This window comes from Dactylosporangium sp. NPDC051485 (assembly GCF_040682015.1).
Taxonomy (GTDB): domain Bacteria; phylum Actinomycetota; class Actinomycetes; order Mycobacteriales; family Micromonosporaceae; genus Dactylosporangium.
On sequence record NZ_JBFAZW010000170.1, the window covers coordinates 1 to 16298 of the forward strand.

At 74.4% G+C, this 16298-nt stretch carries 17 protein-coding genes; 7 read left to right on the forward strand and 10 right to left on the reverse strand.

Going from position 1 to position 16298, the window contains the following annotated elements; all coding sequences use genetic code 11:
* Window positions 1-418, forward strand: a 418-nt coding sequence (locus AB0M46_RS48300; protein WP_363347915.1) for a hypothetical protein, incomplete at its 5' end; no start/stop codon positions are given.
* A 42-nt stretch (window positions 419-460) separates the two neighbouring features.
* On the opposite strand, the gene AB0M46_RS48305 is transcribed toward AB0M46_RS48300, so the two are convergent.
* The gene (locus tag AB0M46_RS48305) at window positions 461-2974 is read right to left on the reverse strand and encodes a protein kinase (protein WP_363347917.1); all 2514 of its coding nucleotides are present in this window, start codon (window positions 2972-2974) and stop codon (window positions 461-463) included.
* A 177-nt stretch (window positions 2975-3151) separates the two neighbouring features.
* Between AB0M46_RS48305 and AB0M46_RS48310 the strand changes: the two genes are divergently transcribed.
* Window positions 3152-3718, forward strand: coding sequence for a hypothetical protein (locus AB0M46_RS48310; RefSeq protein WP_363347919.1), 567 nt, complete (start codon window positions 3152-3154; stop codon window positions 3716-3718).
* A gap of 55 nt (window positions 3719-3773) precedes the next feature.
* Window positions 3774-4103 carry a PadR family transcriptional regulator gene (locus AB0M46_RS48315; protein WP_363347921.1) on the forward strand — a complete coding sequence of 110 codons (330 nt, stop codon included), beginning with the start codon at window positions 3774-3776 and terminating at the stop codon, window positions 4101-4103.
* Between the two features lie 605 nt (window positions 4104-4708).
* Here the strand turns inward: AB0M46_RS48315 and egtD are convergent.
* The 7 genes from egtD to AB0M46_RS48350 all read right to left on the reverse strand — a co-directional run bounded on the left by egtD (window position 4709) and on the right by AB0M46_RS48350 (window position 10454).
* A complete protein-coding gene (gene egtD, locus AB0M46_RS48320; RefSeq protein ID WP_363347923.1) occupies window positions 4709-5686 on the reverse strand; it encodes an L-histidine N(alpha)-methyltransferase in 978 nt (325 codons plus the stop codon).
* Entirely contained in the window at window positions 5683-6432 is a 750-nt protein-coding gene (gene egtC / locus AB0M46_RS48325; RefSeq protein WP_363347925.1) for an ergothioneine biosynthesis protein EgtC, read from the reverse strand. The genes egtD and egtC overlap by 4 nt, the downstream gene beginning before the upstream one ends.
* Window positions 6432-7676, reverse strand: a complete 1245-nt coding sequence (locus AB0M46_RS48330; RefSeq protein WP_363347927.1) for an ergothioneine biosynthesis protein EgtB — start codon at window positions 7674-7676, stop codon at window positions 6432-6434. The genes egtC and AB0M46_RS48330 overlap by 1 nt, the downstream gene beginning before the upstream one ends.
* Window positions 7669-8871, reverse strand: a complete 1203-nt coding sequence (egtA, locus tag AB0M46_RS48335; protein ID WP_363347929.1) for an ergothioneine biosynthesis glutamate--cysteine ligase EgtA — start codon at window positions 8869-8871, stop codon at window positions 7669-7671. The genes AB0M46_RS48330 and egtA overlap by 8 nt, the downstream gene beginning before the upstream one ends.
* A gap of 83 nt (window positions 8872-8954) precedes the next feature.
* Window positions 8955-9623 carry a TetR family transcriptional regulator gene (locus AB0M46_RS48340; RefSeq protein ID WP_363347931.1) on the reverse strand — a complete coding sequence of 223 codons (669 nt, stop codon included), beginning with the start codon at window positions 9621-9623 and terminating at the stop codon, window positions 8955-8957.
* Window positions 9601-10005: a DUF393 domain-containing protein gene (locus AB0M46_RS48345; protein WP_363347933.1), complete on the reverse strand. Its 405-nt coding sequence runs from the start codon at window positions 10003-10005 to the stop codon at window positions 9601-9603. The genes AB0M46_RS48340 and AB0M46_RS48345 overlap by 23 nt, the downstream gene beginning before the upstream one ends.
* Window positions 10002-10454 (reverse strand): hypothetical protein, encoded by a 453-nt coding sequence (locus AB0M46_RS48350; RefSeq protein ID WP_363347935.1) that lies wholly within the window; start codon window positions 10452-10454, stop codon window positions 10002-10004. Before AB0M46_RS48350 ends, AB0M46_RS48345 begins: the two co-directional genes overlap by 4 nt.
* A gap of 134 nt (window positions 10455-10588) precedes the next feature.
* Between AB0M46_RS48350 and AB0M46_RS48355 the strand changes: the two genes are divergently transcribed.
* Window positions 10589-11077, forward strand: coding sequence for a sigma-70 family RNA polymerase sigma factor (locus AB0M46_RS48355; RefSeq protein WP_363347937.1), 489 nt, complete (start codon window positions 10589-10591; stop codon window positions 11075-11077).
* Complete coding sequence (locus AB0M46_RS48360; RefSeq protein WP_363347939.1) at window positions 11070-12107, forward strand: hypothetical protein; 1038 nt, start codon at window positions 11070-11072, stop codon at window positions 12105-12107. The genes AB0M46_RS48355 and AB0M46_RS48360 overlap by 8 nt, the downstream gene beginning before the upstream one ends.
* A 9-nt stretch (window positions 12108-12116) precedes the next feature.
* Here the strand turns inward: AB0M46_RS48360 and AB0M46_RS48365 are convergent, their stop codons facing one another.
* A complete protein-coding gene (locus tag AB0M46_RS48365; protein WP_363347941.1) occupies window positions 12117-12557 on the reverse strand; it encodes a DUF3307 domain-containing protein in 441 nt (146 codons plus the stop codon).
* A 302-nt stretch (window positions 12558-12859) separates the two neighbouring features.
* Between AB0M46_RS48365 and AB0M46_RS48370 the strand changes: the two genes are divergently transcribed.
* Window positions 12860-13972, forward strand: a complete 1113-nt coding sequence (locus AB0M46_RS48370; protein WP_363347943.1) for an LCP family protein — start codon at window positions 12860-12862, stop codon at window positions 13970-13972.
* Here the strand turns inward: AB0M46_RS48370 and AB0M46_RS48375 are convergent.
* The gene (locus AB0M46_RS48375) at window positions 13969-14814 is read right to left on the reverse strand and encodes an NAD(P)H-binding protein (RefSeq protein ID WP_363347945.1); all 846 of its coding nucleotides are present in this window, start codon (window positions 14812-14814) and stop codon (window positions 13969-13971) included. The two genes, AB0M46_RS48370 and AB0M46_RS48375, sit on opposite strands and share 4 nt — an antisense overlap.
* A 177-nt stretch (window positions 14815-14991) precedes the next feature.
* Here AB0M46_RS48375 and AB0M46_RS48380 point away from each other — a divergent pair, with 177 nt between their 5' ends.
* Entirely contained in the window at window positions 14992-16209 is a 1218-nt protein-coding gene (locus tag AB0M46_RS48380; protein WP_363347947.1) for a cytochrome P450, read from the forward strand.
* Window positions 16210-16298 lie beyond the last annotated feature (89 nt).

Here is a 16298-nt window from a genome sequence, read left to right on the forward strand (position 1 = left end):
GTTCAAGGCCCGGGCGGCCGCGGCCGCCCGGCGCCTCGACGACGCGTTCCGCACCTACCTGGGCGAGCGTGGGGCCAAGCCGGTGCCGATGACCGATGTGTCGCGCCTGGTCGGCGGCGTGGTCGGGCTGCGGCTGGCGGCCGACGCGGTGCTCGACCTGTGGTCGCGCACCGGGGCCGATCGTGGGTCCTGCGCGGATGGCCGCTCCTATGCGGCCGCCGGGGGAGTGGTCTGCGGGTGGTACGACGCCATGGCCTCGGCGCTTCGAGGCGGCGGGCAGGTGCCCGATCCGCTGCCCGCGCTGCCCCTGGAGCCGGCGCCGAGCGCCCGGCTGATGTGGACCGGCGGCCACCTCGACGCGGCCCGCCGGCTGCAGCCCGATCTGGTGGCGCCGGCCCGCGCCGTCGCCGCCGCCTGACCCGGCCGTCGTCCTCGGCCCGTCGCTTCGGGCTCGTCGCTTCTATCGCTTCGGGCGGAAGCTGGCGAAGACGAGGTCCAGGTTGGGGCGGTCGGCGTTCCAGTCGGCGTCGGACGTCTGCCACCAGATGCCGTACGCCATGGTCGGGGTGGCGATCAGGCCACGGTTGTTCACGTGCTGGCGGCCGCCGCTGCCGTCGAAGGTGAACTCCCAGTCGGCGGCCTTGATGAAGTAGTCCACCGGGCCCAGGTTGACCCTCGTGTAGTTGCGGAAGTCGGTGCCCGCGCGGTTCTTCTCCTGCTGGGTCCAGTCGGCCACCGGGTCGGGCTGGGGATGGTTGGACTGGTCGATGCCCAGAACCTGGCCGTCGCCGCGGAAGTAAACGATCGAGCCGTCCTTGGACTGCCTCCAGCTCGCGGGGACGTACACCTGGAAGCCCGTCGGGTCGCGGTAGTCGGTCCAGCCCGGGGGCAGGGCCGGGAGGGCGCCGCTCGAGGTGCCGGCGTCCGCGGGCGCGGAGGACGGGGCGGCCTGGGTGGTGGTGGGGGCGGCCGGGCTGGACGGGGCCGCGGACGAGGGCCGGGGGGCCGGGCTCTGCGACGTCGGGGCGGGGGCCGCGGCGGCGCCCGTCGTGCCGGCGGGGGTCGGGGTGGTGGTGCCGGCGGTGGTGTCCGAGCCGCCGTCGCCGTGGACGGCCAGCCAGACGATCAGCGCGATGACGAGCACCGCGCCCACGCCGCCGAGGATCAGCTGCTGCTGCCTGCGCGCACCGGCCGGCCGCGGGGTGGACTCGATCACCGCCGGCTCGGGCGCGGTGCGTACCGGGCGGGTCGCGGGGGCCGTCCGCCGGGGCGCGGGCCGGGGAGTCACCTGCCGTGGGGCCGGGGCGACCGGCTCGGGTTTGGGCGCGGCCAGGGCAAGCGCTTCGAAATCCGACTCCGCCCCGGGGTCGGCCTCGGTTGCCGGCTCAGTCTCGGCATCGGCATCGGCATCGGCGCCGGTCCCGGCTTCAGGCGAAGCTTCGACCTCCGCCGCAGCCTCCGCGTCCGCCGAGGCGTTGGCCGCAGCCTCCGCCGCCTCCGTGGAGGTCTCGGCCACCGTGTCCGGCTCCGACGCGACCTCCGTGGCGGTCTGAGCCTCCGTGGGGGCCTCGGCCACCGTGTCCGGCTCCGACGCGACCTCAGCGGCACTCTCCGCTTCCGTGGAGGTCTCGGTTACCATGTCCGGCTCCGAGATGGTCTCAGCCTCAGCCTCAGCCTCAGCCTCCGTCGAGGCACTGGCCGTAGCGTCCCCCTCCGAAGTGGCCTCAGCTTCAGCCTCCGCGTTCGTCGAGGACTCCGTCGCCGCGTCGGCCTGCGCAGCGTCCGCGTCTGAGGTGGCCTCCGGCGACGGCTCGGGTTCGGCGTCGTGTGACGGCTCGACGTCCGCGGCCGGTCCGGGCTGCGGTGACGGTGGGATCACGGCGGTGGGCGGGTGCGACTCGGGCCGCGCCGGGACGACGGCGGTGGCCGGCGCGGGCGCCGTCGGCTCGGCGGCGGCTGACCCTGCGGCCGAGGCGGCGGTCGAGGGCCTGCCGTACAAGGTGGAACGGGCGGCCGGCGCGGCGGGGGTGGCCGGCGGGGTGGGGGCGGCAGACGCTGGCGGGGCGGCGGGGCCGCGCTGGACCGGCAGGACCGGGGTGACCTGGCCGCCGCGGCCCCAGCCGCCCAGCCACGAGCGCTTGCGCTTCGCCGTCTCGCGGGCCAGCAGGACCCGGCGCAGCAGCTCCTCGGTCTGCGCGAAGTCGGCCCGGGCCTTCGGGTCCTTGCGCAGCAGCGCACGCAGCGCCGGGGCCAGAGCGCCCGCGCGCTGCGGCGGGTCGGGGTCCTCGGAGGCGAGGGCGGTGAGCGTCTCCATGGCCGAGCCCCGGCCGAACGGGGAGCGGCCCTCCACCGCGGCGTACAGCGTCGCGCCCAGCGACCACAGGTCGCCCGCCGGGCCGGTGACGCCCTCGCGGGCGCGTTCCGGGGCGATGAACTCCGGGGAGCCGAGCACCAGGCCGGTGCGCGTGACGTGGCCCTCGCCCTCGACGCGGGCGATGCCGAAGTCGGTGAGCACCACGCGGCCGTCGTCGGCCAGCAGTACGTTTCCCGGCTTGATGTCGCGATGGTCGACCCCTGCGCGGTGGGCCGCCCGCAGCGCGTCGAGGACCGCGAGGCCGATCTCGGCGACGCGCCGGGGCTCCAGCGGGCCGTCGGTGCGGATCACCTGATCGAGGGAGCGCGACGGGACGTACTCCATGACGATCCACGGCTGGCCCTCGGCGGCCAGCACGTCGTACACGCGCACCACGTTCGGGTGACTCAGCCGGGCCGCCGCCCGCGCCTCGCGCAGCGTGCGCTCCATCGCCACGTCGCGGGCGCTGTCGAGCAGCTCCGGCGGCAGGATGATCTGCTTGACGGCGACGTCACGGTGCAGCGTCTCGTCCCGGGCCCGCCACACCCGCCCCATGCCACCAACGCCGAGCGGCTCGAGAATGCGATAGCGATCGGCGACGACGGGGGGCGCGGCGGTCATGCAACATTGTGTACCCGATGGATTCGGTCACCACGCACGCCCCTCGCCGGGGTGAGCCGTGCGACAACTTTCCGACGCGTCCCCCGCCCGCGCGCCCGGACCGCCCGTTCTGCTGACAAGGCGCGACATGTCCGGCGCATACCGTGGTTGCACGTTGGTTGCCGTACGGGGAGATCCATGCTCGATGTCACCGGTACCGCGGGAGAGCTCTCCCGCGTCGCGTACCTCATCGTCGGCCTGCTCGTCCTGGGCGCGGCCTTCCTGCCGGGCAACGGTCCGCTGTACCGGGTGGCGAGCCTGCTGGTCGGCGTCGTGATGTCGGCGTTCGCGGTCTGGGACCTGACGTGCGGCGCCAACCAGGGCACGGTCGGTGCCGTGGCCATGTTGCCGGCGCTCGGTCTGCTGGTCATCGGTGCGGTCGGCATGGTGCGCGCCGCCCTGGCCCGCCGGTCCGGCTCGGCCCAGCCGCCGCCGCGCCGCCCGCACCCGGCCGCGCGCCAGTTCGGCGGCCCGGGGTCGTACCAGCCGCACCCGCCGCATGCCTACGGCCGTTCGGTGCCGGCCGCGTACCCCGGGGCTCCCGGCTACGCTACGGTCCACGCCGCCTACCCTGCGTATCCCGGCGTCCCGGACCCCGCCGCGCGGCCCGAGATCGCGGCGCAGCGGACCGCGGCGCAGGCCGACCCGCTCGCCGCGGTGACCCCGGCCCCGCCCCGCCACCGTGCCGGGGAGCCGCCGGCCTGAGCGCGGGTCTCTTCAAGGGCACTGCCGGGTCCGGGATGCCTTTAGGTTGATCAGCATGACCGCCATGCGGGAGCCGACCTTCCTGATCCTGACCGCCCTCGCGCCGGGGGTGCTGCACGGGTACGCCGTGATCCAGGAGGTCGCCGAGCTCTCCGGCGGCCGGGTCGTGCTGCCCGCGGGCACGCTCTACGCCGCGCTGGAGCGCCTGACGGCCGAGGGTCTGGTGGCCCCCGAGGGCGCCGAGATCGTGGACGGTCGCCACCGCCGGTACTACTGCCTCACCGACGACGGCGCCCGGGCGCTGGCCGCGGACGCGGACCGGCAGCGTCGCAACGCCGCCGAGGCCGTGGTCCGTCTCCGGCTCCGATCGGCCGGCGCCCGCTGAGCCGGCGGCGCCTGGGCGCTGGCCGCCGATGCGGACCGGCAGCGTCGCAACGCCGCCGAGGCTGGCTCCGATCGGCCGGTGCCCCGGCGGCGGCGTCAGGGTGCTGGCCGCGGACGCGGACGGGGCGGCGTCGCAATATCGCGAGGCTGGCCGCTGGTCCGTCTTCGGCTTCGGTCGGCCGGCGGCGGCCGACCGGAGCCGGCGGCGGCCGACCGGAGCCGAGCCGGGTTCTCGCAGGATCAGCCGCAGGTCGGGCCGGCCCATGGGTTGCGCATCGTGATCATCCTCTCGTCTTCCCGCTGTCCTGCCCGGCAACCACGCCCAGCGGCCGCTGCCGAGACGTGCCGGGGCGTCCGCGGGGTGAGCGCCGGACGGCCCTCCGTTTCCGTTGCTGTACACCGTCGCCGATCGCCCTGACGCGATGCTGAAACCTGCTCTCGCCTCCCTGACGCGGCCGGCCGCGGCGGCCCGAGAATCGGACCTTTCGCATATACGCGGCGACAGGCGAAAAATCCGATAAGTCGTGGCGCGCCAGCGCCCGACTTATCGCGCCGCCCTGGGTCAGCAGCGGCGCGCCGGCGTAGCAGCGGATGCCGCGAACAGGCCTACACGGCGGCGGCCAGCGTCAGGCTGAAGCGGCCCAGGGCGTCGGTCCAGCGGTCCTGGACCGCGAAGCCAGCCGCCGCCAGCTCGTTGGTCAGCCGGCCGGGGCGGAACTTGGCCGAGACCTCGGTGCGCAGCTCCTCGCCGCCGGCGAAGGAGACGTCCAGGTCGAGGCCGGCGACGCGTACCGTCATCGGCCGCGTCGCCCGCAGTCGCATCTCGATCCATTCGTTGGCCGGGTCCCACAGGGCCACGTGGGCGAACCGGGACGGGTCGAAGTCGGCGTGCAGCTCGCGGTTGAGCACGTGCAGCACGTTGCGGTTGAACTCGGCGGTCACGCCGGCGGCGTCGTCGTAGGCGGGGACCAGCACGGAGGGGTCCTTCACCAGGTCGGCGCCGATGAGGAGCCACTCGCCGGGGGAGAGGCGGGCGCGCACGCCGGCCAGGAACGCGGCGCGCTCGGCCGGGACGAGGTTGCCGATCGTGCCGCCCAGGAAGGCGACCAGGCGGGTGCCGGACTCCGGCAGCACCTCCAGGTGGTTGACGAAGTCGGCGACGATGCCGTGCAGGTGCAGGTCGGGGTAGTCGGCCCGCAGGGCGGCCAGGGCGTCGCGCAGGGCCGCGCCGGAGACGTCCAGCGGGACGAAGGAGCCCAGCGTGCCGTGCTCGCGCAGGGCGTCCAGCAGCAGGCGGGTCTTCTCCGACGAGCCGGAGCCGAGTTCCACGAGCACCTTGGCGCCGGTGCGGCGGGCGATGGCGCCGGCCCGCTCGGCGAGGATCTCGCGCTCGGCCCGGGTCGGGTAGTACTCCGGCAGGCGGGTGATCTCCTCGAACAGCGCGCTGCCGCGGGCGTCGTAGAAGTACTTCGGGGGAAGCCACTTCGGCGTGGCGGTGAGGCCCCGGCGGGCGTCGGCGCGCAGGGCGGCGGCGAGGTCCTCGTCGGTCAGATGGACCTCGAGGTCGAGCTCCGGCACAGTCATGGTGCAGCACCTTCCAACGCGGTGATCGCCGCCTTCGACGGGGTGGCGACGAGCAGGGAGTGGTCGGGGACGGGGGTCCAGCCGGGATGGTCGAAGAGCGGCTCCGAGGCGACGAGCACGGACGCGTCGCGGGACAGGGAATACAGGGAGTGGCCGCTCGCCGTCGCGGCGATGGTCTCACCGTCGGTGAGCAGCAGGTTGAGGCGCGACCCGGGGGCCGCCTTCGCGACCTCGGCGACGACCCCGGCCAGGGCGGCGCCCGGCTCGTCGCCGGCGTGCAGGCGAGCCCTGGTCAGGGCCCACAACAGGGCGCTGTCGGTCGGCGCGTCCAGCGTCAGCAGGTCGCGCACCGGCAGGGTGCCGGCCGCCTCCACCACGCTGTCGGGCCAGCCGGTCACCTTGCCGTTGTGGCTGAAGAGCCACCGGTCGTCGGTGAAGGGGGCGACCGCCGTCTCGGTGACCGCCATGCCCTCCGTCGCCGAGCGGACCGCGGCCAGGATCGCGCCCGATCGGGTCGCCGCGGCCAACGCCGGCAGCCCGGCGTCCGTCCAGAGTGGACAACTCCGGCGATATCGCAGGACGGCGGCTCCCGATAACCAGCCCACGCCGAAGCCGTCGGCGTTGATGGTGCCGCCGCCGCGCATCTCGCGGGGCGCCCAGGACTGCCGGTTCAGCGAGTGCGGCGGCGTGAAGAGGAGGTCCGCCAGCGGGATCGGCGGGCCGAGGTACGCCACGTGCCGGCACACTAGGCGAGCTCCGAAGGGCTCGCGTCGCGGGCGGTCCGGAAGCCGCTGAAGATCTGCCGCCGGATCGGGTAGTCCCAGTTGCGGAACGTGCCCCGGCAGGCCGCCGCGTCAGTGCCGAACGAGCCGCCGCGCAGCACCTTGTAGTCGGGGCCGAAGAAGACCTCGGAGTACTCGCGGTACGGGAACGCGGTGAAGCCCGGGTAGCCGGCGAAGTCGCTGTCCACCCACTCCCACACGTCGCCGATGAGCTGGTGCACGCCGAGCGGCGAGGCGCCCGCGGGGTAGGCGCCGACCGGGGCCGGGGCCAGGTGCCGCTGGCCGAGGTTGGCGTGCTGCGGGCCGGGGTCCTCGTCGCCCCACGGGTAGCGGCGGGAGCGGCCGGTGGCCGGGTCCCAGCGGGCCGCCTTCTCCCACTCCGCCTCGCTCGGCAGCCGGCGGCCGGCCCACTCGGCGTAGGCCTTCGCCGCGTGGAACGACACGTGCACGACCGGCGCGCCGGGCACGATCGGCGCGGTGCGGCCGAACTCGGTGGCCAGCCAGCCGCCGGGATCGGGCACCCAGTGCAGCGGCGGGGTGCCGCCGGCCGCGACGTACTCGGCGTACTGCGCGTTGGTCACCGGCGCGGCATCGATGAAGAACGCCGGCACGTCGACCACGTGCGCCGGGCGCTCGTTGTCCAGCGCCCAGGCCTCGGTCGAGGTGCCCATCGTGAACGGCCCGCCCGGCACCAGCACCTCGCCGCGGACGTCCACGGTGGATGCCGGCGGCGGGGGCGCGGAGAGCACCGGCGTGCCGTCGCGCAGCTGGTGCGTGGCCAGCATGGTCTCGTCGTGCTGCTGCTCGTGCTGCACGATCATGCCGAAGGCGAAGGCCCGCTCGGTGAGCCTGCTTCCTTCGAGGTGTACGCCGAGCAGCACGTCGAGCGCCTTGTCGCGCACGGTCGCGACGTATGCGCGGGCCTCCTTCGGCCCGAGCAGCGGCAGCGCCGGCCGGTCCTTGCGGGCGTGCTTGAAGGCGTCGTAGAGGTGGTCGATGTCGGCCCGCACCGGCTCCCGGCCGCCGACGTCGCGCACCAGCCACAGCTCCTCCTGGTTGCCGATGTGCGCCAGGTCCCAGACCAGCGGCGACATCAGCGGCGAGTGCTGCTTGACGAGCTCGTCGTCGTCCACCGACTCGGTCAGCACCGCGGAGCGCCGCCGGGTCCGCTCCAGCTCCCGGGCGACTCGCTCCCTCAGGTCACTCATTGCGCGTGCTCCCTTCGATGACGTCGTCGAGCAGCTCCGGCGGCAGGTCCAGCCGCCCCAGTGCCAGCTCGCGCAGCGCCGGGGCCACGCCGGCCAGGACGGGGTCGGCCAGGCCGTCGCGGGCCGCCTCCACCCACCGGCCGACGGCCGGCGCGCACAGCTCGAGGACGCACGCGACGGTCGGCGCGTCGGCGAGCAGGGCGGTCAGCAGCGCGGCGGGGGCGAACCAGCCGCGCCCGGGCTGGGTGTCGAGATAGCGGATCTCCAGGTACCCGCGCGGGCGGACCGGCGGGAAGAGCGTGCTGATGTGGTAGTCGAGGTCGGCGAACGTCGGCCTCGAGCCCAGTGCGCCGCGGATCCAGGCCGCGAACGTCACCCCATGCGGGGTGTCCCACTCCCCGCCGGGCCGGCGCACGCACAGCAGCGCCGCGTCGAGCACGTAGCGGGCCCAGGCCTGGGCCGGGTCCGCATCGGTGGGCACCGGCCGGGTGCGGGACGGGTCGATGCCCCGCCACGCTTGCTGGCGGGCGGAGGCCCAGCCGGTGTCGCGCCCGGCGAAGCGCCCCGAGTTGGCGAAGAGCGCCAGCAGCGGGGGTCCGAGCGCGTTGACGGCGGCCCAACGGGCGGCGAGCTCGGGGCCCGGGCCGGCGTCGAGGCAGACCTGCAGGCCCGCCGTCGAGCACATCATGATCTTCCCGGACACGCCGCGACGGTCGAAGGCCGCCTCCATCGCGTCGTACCGGGGGGTGGAGATCAGTCGCCGGGGCACCCGGTGCGGGTCGACCCCGGTGTCGCCGAGGACCAGGCCGGCGGTCGCGAGCAGGGCGGTGAGCTGCTCGATCTCGGCGCCGACGGCCGCGTGGAGCTCGGCCAGCGAGGCGTGCGGCCGGCTGGAGATCTCCACCTGGCCGCCGGGTTCGAGGGTGACGCTGCCGCCGTGGCGCAGCGGGAGCGCCGGGCTGTCGGCCCGCAAGGTCGTCGGCGCGTGCTCGCCGAGCGCCTGGCAGAGCCGGTCACGATCCAGGAAGGCCGATGGATCGCGACGGTCGTGGACGGTGAACTCGAGTTCCACGCCAACCGACGCCGGTGGACCGGTCTTGAAGCAGATCGATGCGATGTAGCCCTCGGCCTGCTCGATCTCGGTGATCACCGTGTTGCGGTCGGCGGCCTTGCGGACTGGCTGCAGGGTCGCCATGCGAATCGACGGTACCGCGCGAACCTTCGATCGGCGAGCGCTGAGATTTGAACAAAACATTACCATCCAACTACGCGGGGTGATCAGCGCAGCGTGCGGTACAACTTGAGCGCCTCGCGGTTGATCGAGCGCAGGATGGGCATCCGGGCCAGCGAGACGAGCCGGTCGATGAGCGGCACGGCCCGCTCGACCAGCAGATTCGTCTTCTCCTGGCCGGGGGAGCTGTCGTGCACCCAGTACAGCGTGATCCCCATCTGGCACAGCCACAGCAGCTCGGGCAGGTCGGCCCGCAGCTCCGGGTCGATCTTCGTGGTGGCGCCCTCGACCACGTCGTGCAGGATGCCGATCGAGCGCTCGCGGGCCGGGGCCGACTCGGCGCTGAACGGGCTGAGCGGCGAGCCGGGCTCCACGGCCGATTTGATGAACTTGCCGGCGAAGGCGTGATACGGCGCCATGGTCTGCACGATCGTGCCGAGCGCCGCCCGGAGCCGCTCGTCGAACGGCCCCGGGGCGGCCAGGAGGGGCGCGCAGGCCGCCGCCGCGTCCTCCTGGATCGTCGCGTAGAACTCCTGGACGAGGTGATCCTTGGAGGGGAAGTAGTAGTAGGCGTTGCCGACCGACAGGCCGGCCGCCTGGGCGATGCCGCGCATCGTGGTCTTGTCGTAGCCCTGGTCGCGGAACAGCTGGATCGCGGTGCGCACGATCAGCTTCTTGGTCTGCTCGCCGCGATCAGATGTTGCAGGTTCCACCACAGTCCTGACCATATCCGTTGCGCTGATCGTCCAGGGAGCGGCGGGCGGCCCGCAGTGAGCCGGCCGACGCGGCCACCCGCCGGGCGAGTGGCCGCAGGTGCGGTTGGGCGAGGCGCGCCGCCAGCCCCCGATAGCCGTCCAGCGCCCACAGGCACATGATCCACGCCGCGTCGCCGGTGTACACGCCGCCGTCGTCGGCGACCACCGTGATGTCGGCGAGGGTCTCGGCCGGATCGAGCGCCGGATACCGGCGGCGCGCCTCCGCGGACCCCGCTGGAACGAACTCCAGCGCCACGAGCTGGGCCCGCGCCGCGAGCCAGGACCGTGCCGTGCGGCACAGTCCACAGCCCGCGTCGTAGAGCACCGTCAGCCGGGTGATCACTGCGGCGGCGCCGGCGGCCGGCCCGCGGGCCGCGGCGGGACCGGCGGGGCGAAGACCGGCGGCGGGGCCATCACGATCCGCGGGGCGACGGGCGGAGCGGTCTTCTCCAGCACCCGGCGGCGGCGGTACTTGCTGAGCACGAGCAGGTTGAAGAAGTGCACGGCGCCGAGGACCAGCAGCACGAACCCGAGCTTCATGGCAAGGGCCTCCATCGCCTCGCTGCCGTCGAGCAGCGGCTGCGCGATCTTCAGCGCCACGGCCACGTAGCCGAGGTTGAGCAGGTAGAACCCGACGACGAGCAGGCGGTTGACCGACGCGGCCAGGCGCTCGTTGTCGAACGCGTCGTCGAGGAACACCTGCCCGTTGCGCATCAGGGTCCGCGCGACCCACACCGTCAGCCCGATGCTGACGAGCAGGTAGATGAGGTACGTCATGAGCTTGAGATCCATCTCCGGCCTCCTTGAACGTGTTCAACAACAAGGTAGCCCTCAATCTGAACGTGTTCAATTGTGCCGCTGCTCACTCGGCCGCATGGCATTTCCCGGCAACGGCACTGCAGCGATCCGGCAAGCTCGCGCGTGACATGGACATGCCCGAGCCGCCTTTCGCCGAGTTCTACGGGGCGCACTTCCAGCGCATCGCCCTGCAGCTCTACGCGTACCTCGGCGACCACGCCGAGGCGCAGGACCTCGCCCAGGAGGCGTTCTGCCGGGCCCTGCAGCAGTGGGAGCGCATCTCCCGGTACGCCGACCCGGCCGCCTGGGTGCGCCGCGTCGCGTGGAACCTCGCCACCAGCCGGCTCCGGCGCCTGCAGACGGCGATCGGGTTCCTCGCCCGGCAGCGCGAGCAGCACGTCGACGGCCCGACGCCCGACCGGGTGGCGCTGGTCGCGGCGCTGGCCACGCTCCCGGCGGCGCAGCGGCGGGCCCTGGTGCTGCACCACCTGGGGCAGCTCGGGGTGCGCGAGATCGCCGAGCAGGAAGGGGTCGCCGAGGGCACGGTGCGCTCCTGGCTCACCCGCGGCCGGGCGAGGCTCGCCGCGCGGCTCGACGTGGAGGTGTGGCATGCCTGATTTGATCGAGGACGCGTTCGCGCGCTTCGCCGAGGAGTACTCCGGGACGTTCCGCCCCGTCCCGGTCGAGGCGATGCCGAGGTGGCGGCGGGCCCGGCGGCGCGGGGTGTGGTGGCTCGGCGGGCTGGCCGCGGCCCTGGCCGCCGCGCTGACGGCCACCGCCCTGCAGCCGGCCGCCCCGGACGACACCCCCAACCGCGTCGTCGAGCGCACGGTCCGGCTGGCCGGCGCCCGCGGGACGATGTACGCCCAGTTCACCGACGCCGCGCACGGCTGGGTGCTGTTCAGCGACTGCCCTTCCGAGTACCGGTGCACCGCCACCCTCGGCCGCACCACCGACGGCGGCCGCGGCTGGGCCCCGGTGGCCCTGCCAGACCTGCCCGGGGACGCCTACCCGATGCTGGACGCCACCGGCCCGGACTCCGCGCTCGTCGGCGCGGTCCGGCGGGACCACAGCGCGGCCTGGTGGGAGACGACGGACGCCGGCCGCACGTTCTGGGCAGCGCCCGACCTCGCCGAGCCGGCGCTCACCGACTGGCTGAACACCCGGCGGGGCGGCGCCGACCCGGCGTCGGCGCACTGGCGGGTCGAGCACGATGGGCTGGTCACGCGGGCGTCGTACTCGCCGGACGGCGGCTCGACCTGGCGGGCCCTGCCGGTCGAGCTGCCAGCGCGCGGCACGCTGCGGGTGACCCGCGACGACCGGGAGGCCTGGGTGGTCGCCGAGCTGCCGAACCGGGTCTTCCGGCTCACGCCCGACGCCGCGGCGGAGGTGCCGGGGTTTCCCGCCGCTGCGACCGTGTCGATGGTTGGCGCGGTCGGCGGCGGCGGGCTGCTCGTCACCCTGCCGGGCGCGGGGACCGGGGTGTGGCGGGACGGGCGGTTCACCCCCTTTCCGCCGCCGCTGGCCCGCGCCGCCGACGGGCGCGTGCTGCGCGACGGGTCGATCGCGCTGCACCTGCCCGACGAGGGCCTGATCGTCGGCGCCGAGGGCGGCCCGTGGATCTGGTACAGACCGTCCGTCGGATAGGCGCCGCGCCTACGAGAAGGCGGCGATCAGCAGGGCCGTGCCCAGCAGGGCCAGGTGGTGCAGGGCCTGGTCGGCCACGTACATGCCGTTGACCGGGCTCGTCGTCTCGGCGAACTCGGGGGAGCGGGTCAGCCGCAGCACCGCCCGCACCGGCCAGCGCCGGTCGAGCAGGCCGTGGGTGAGCGCGGAGAAGGCGAGGCCGGCGACGACGCCCACGGGGGAGAGGGGCAGGCGCAGGGCGGCCGCCGTCAGCAGCAGGACCGCGGTCAGCGTGAGGTGGTAGGTCAGCAGGTGGCCGCCCAGCGCCCGCCAGGCGGCGGCGCCGGAGGAGGCCTTCCGGGAGGCCTGGTGGTCGGTCTGCGCGATGTGGTCGCCGATGGAGTGGCCCACGAAGAGGGCGGCCAGGACAACGGCGAACACCACGGACCTGATCAGCGTGTCATGCGACATGATGGACTGGCTCCTCACTGAGCGCTTCGCCGGGGAGGGAGCAGCGGGGCGGCTCGGTCTTGGCGGATGGGGCCGTCCCGCCGGCCCAGGACCTGCATGGCGTCGATGGAAGCCCCGATCATCCTTCGGCGTCGCGGGCGACTGCTATGTAGAACGTGGCAGAACACATGTGTCCTGAGTCGCGGTACGCCGGAAAATCCGGAACGCATCGGACAACTCGGACGTTGCCCCGTGCCGCTGTGGTAGCGGTTACAGGTACCAGGACACCTAAACCCCGCCGGTGCGGCGCCGATCGGACCTGCGTGAAGGCGTGGCTCGTGTCGGCCGCCGCCGTCGTGTCGCTCGCCCTCGCGGGCGCGCTGACCTGGCAGCACTACGTCGGCCAGGTGCACCAGGCGGACCTGCTCGGCGATACCGCCCGCGACCGGGCCGGCCGGCCGCGCCAGATCGACATCCGCTCGGCCCCGCGCGTCTCGGCCGGGGCCTCCACGGTGCCGAGCGCCGGCCCGCCGGCCGGGATCGACGCCGAGCCGGGGCGCAACATCCTGCTCGTGGGGCTCGACGCCCGGCCCGGGGAGGACCGGGCCACGTCCCGGGCCGACACCGTGATCGTGGTGCACGTGACCGCGGCCGGCGACAAGGCGTACCTCGTCTCGCTGCCCCGCGACACCCGGGTCGCCATCCCGGGGCACGGCACCGACAAGCTCAACGCCGCGTTCGCGTTCGGCGGCTTCGAGCTGCTCGCCCGGACCGTGCAGCAGATCACCGGGCTGGTCTTCGACGCCGGGGCGATCATCGACTTCGCCGGGCTGCGCAAGGTGGTCGACGCCGTCGGCGGGGTGGAGCTGTGCGTCGACGAGGAGACCACCTCGGTGCACGTGGGCTGGGACGCGAACGGGAAGGAGACGGCGCCGTACCGCCTCATCCCGCCATCGTTCCGGCCGGAGCGGATCGCCGGGGTGCGGCCCCAGGTCTACCCCGTCGGGTGCCGCCGATTCGCCGGGTGGGAGGCCCTGGACTACGTGCGCCAGCGCGAGCTCATCCCCGACGGGGACTACGGCCGGCAGCGCCACCAGCAGCAGCTCCTGCGGGCCCTGGCCGAGAAGATCACCTCGGCCGGGGTGCTGGCCAACCCCATCGCGCTGCACCGGGCGATCGGCGCGGTCGGCGACTCGCTCACCTTCGACGGCAACGGGGCCTCGATCACCGACTGGATCGTGCGGTTGCGCGCGATCGGCCCGGACGACCTGACCCTGCTGCGCACCAACGGCGGGCGGTTCCACACCGAGCGGCGCGACGGCCGGGACTACGAGAACCTCGACGAGACCACCGGCGAGCTCTTCGCCGCCGCCCGGGCCGACCGCCTCGACGGCTTCGCCGCCCGCAACCCGGACTGGGTCATCCGCGCGAACTAGGACGTCTCGGGCCGTCCCCGGAAGTCGGCGGCGTGGTCGACGGCCCACTCGGCGAAGGTCCGGGCCGGCCGGCCGAGGACCTCCGGGATGACCGCCGAGGTCTCGGCCGGCCCGTCGCCCGCGGCGGCCCAGTAGCGCAGGATCGTCGTGACCGCCAGGTCGGGCAGGCCGCGGCGCATCTCCTCCCGGGCCACGTCCTCGGGCACCGCCTCGACGGCGATCTCGCGGCCCAGCGCCGCCCCGATGGCGGCGGCCTGCGCGCGCAGGGAGAGCGACTCCGGCCCGAGCACCACGTACGCCTTCCCGCCCAGGCCGCCGCCGGTCAGGGCCGCCACGGCGAGCGCGGCCAGGTCGGCCTCGTGCACCGGGGCGGACTGCGCGTCGGGGTACGGCACCCGGATCTTGCCCTCGGCGCGGATCGACGGCCCCCACAGCCCGATGGTGTTGGTGGCGAACCCGCCGCCGCGCACGAACGTCCACTCGAGGCCGGAGCGCTCCAGCGCCTCCTCGACCGCCAGGTGCCACCGGGCGATGGGGTTCTGCTCGGCGCCGGGCCGGGCGGCCGAGGCGGAGGACAGCAGCGCGACCCGCCGGACGCCGGCCTCCCGCGCCGCGGCCACGAACCCCTCGACGCCGGCCGGGTGGGCGTAGATGAAGGCGCCGGACGCCCCGGCCAGCGCGGCCCCCAGCGTCTCGGGCCGATCGAGGTCGGCCACGACCGACTCCACCCCGAGGTCCGCGGCCGAACGGCTGGCCGCCCGGACCCGCTCGCCCGCCGCCACCAGGCCGTTGAGCACATGCCGGCCCACGCTGCCGCGGGCCCCGAACACGACGATGGTCATAACCACCGATCCTGCTGGTTCAACCCCAGTTGAGGTCAAGGTGCGTAACGGCCAATCACCCGGACCTTCGTTACGTTAGGGGGAGGCGGGACCCTCACCCCCCTACAAAACGCCTGCACAACGCGGTCCGGTGTTAGCTTCGGCATCGATTCCGGCAAATCGGTAAGGAGCCTTCCGATGACCGCAACGGACCCGGCCCGGCCCCGGCTGCCCTTCGACCGGCCCAACGCCCTCGACATCGCGCCGCTGTACGAGGTGCTGCGCCGCGAGGCCCCGCTGACCCGCGTGACCACGCCCGCCGGCGACCCCGCGTGGCTGGTCACCGCCCACGCCGAGGCCCGGCAGATCTTCGGCGACCGCCGCTTCGGCCGCTCCCACCCGGCGCCGGAGACCGCGGCCCGGGTCACCCATTCGGTGGTGGCCTCCGGCCCGTCCGGCAACTACGAGACGGAGGAGCAGGACCACGCCCGGATGCGCCGGCTGCTCGTTCCGGCCTTCTCCGCCTCGCGCATGCGCCGCCTGGCCGGGCGCATCGAGAAGCTCACCGAGCGCTGCCTCGACGACATGCGGGCCGCTCGCGACGCCCGCCCGGACGAGCCGGTCAACCTGCACGACCTGCTCGCCTACCCGCTGCCGATGCTCGTGATCTGCGAGCTGCTGGGCGTGCCGTACGCCGACAACGAGCACTTCCGCGAGCTCTCCCGGCGGATGAGCCGGATGGACGGCGGCCCCGACGCGCGCGGGGCGCTGATGGACTTCATGGCGTACATGAGCGGCCTGGCCGAGACCAAGCGGCGCGAGCCCGGCCCCGACCTCATCTCCGACCTCGTGGCGGTGCAGGCCGAGGACCCCGCGTTCGCCGAGAGCGAGCTGGCCACCCTGTCGGCCGGGATCATCTTCGCCGGCCACGAGACCACCTCCGCCCGCATCGGGCTGGGCGCCCTGCTGCTGCTGTCCGACCTGGACCGGCGCGACCGGCTGGCGGCGGACCCCGAGGGGCAGATCGGCGCCACCGTGGAGGAGATCCTGCGCATCACCGCACCCGGCGATCTGGGGCTGCTGCGGTACGCCCACGAAGACGTCGAGATCGGCAGCGTGACCATCGCCGCCGGCGACGCGGTCATCATCTCCAGCAACGCGGCCAACCGCGACGCCGCGGTCTTCCCGGACCCGGCCGGGTACGACCCGGCCCGCCAGCCCAACACGCACCTGTCCTTCGGCCACGGCGCCCACGCCTGCATCGGCGCCAGCCTGGCCCGCACCGAGCTGCGCATCGTGTTCCCGGCGCTGCTGCGCCGCTTCCCGGGCCTGCGCCTGGCCGTCGGCCTCGACGACGTCGAGGTCCGGCGCGACCAGGTCACCGGCGGCGTCGACAACGTCCCGGTGACCTGGTGACCGGGCCGGCCTGCTCGCCGAAGTCGGTGCCGCCGCCGGGCAGGTGCCAGCAGCCGCCGCCCGGGTAGCCGTCGGAGATGCGGGTGAGC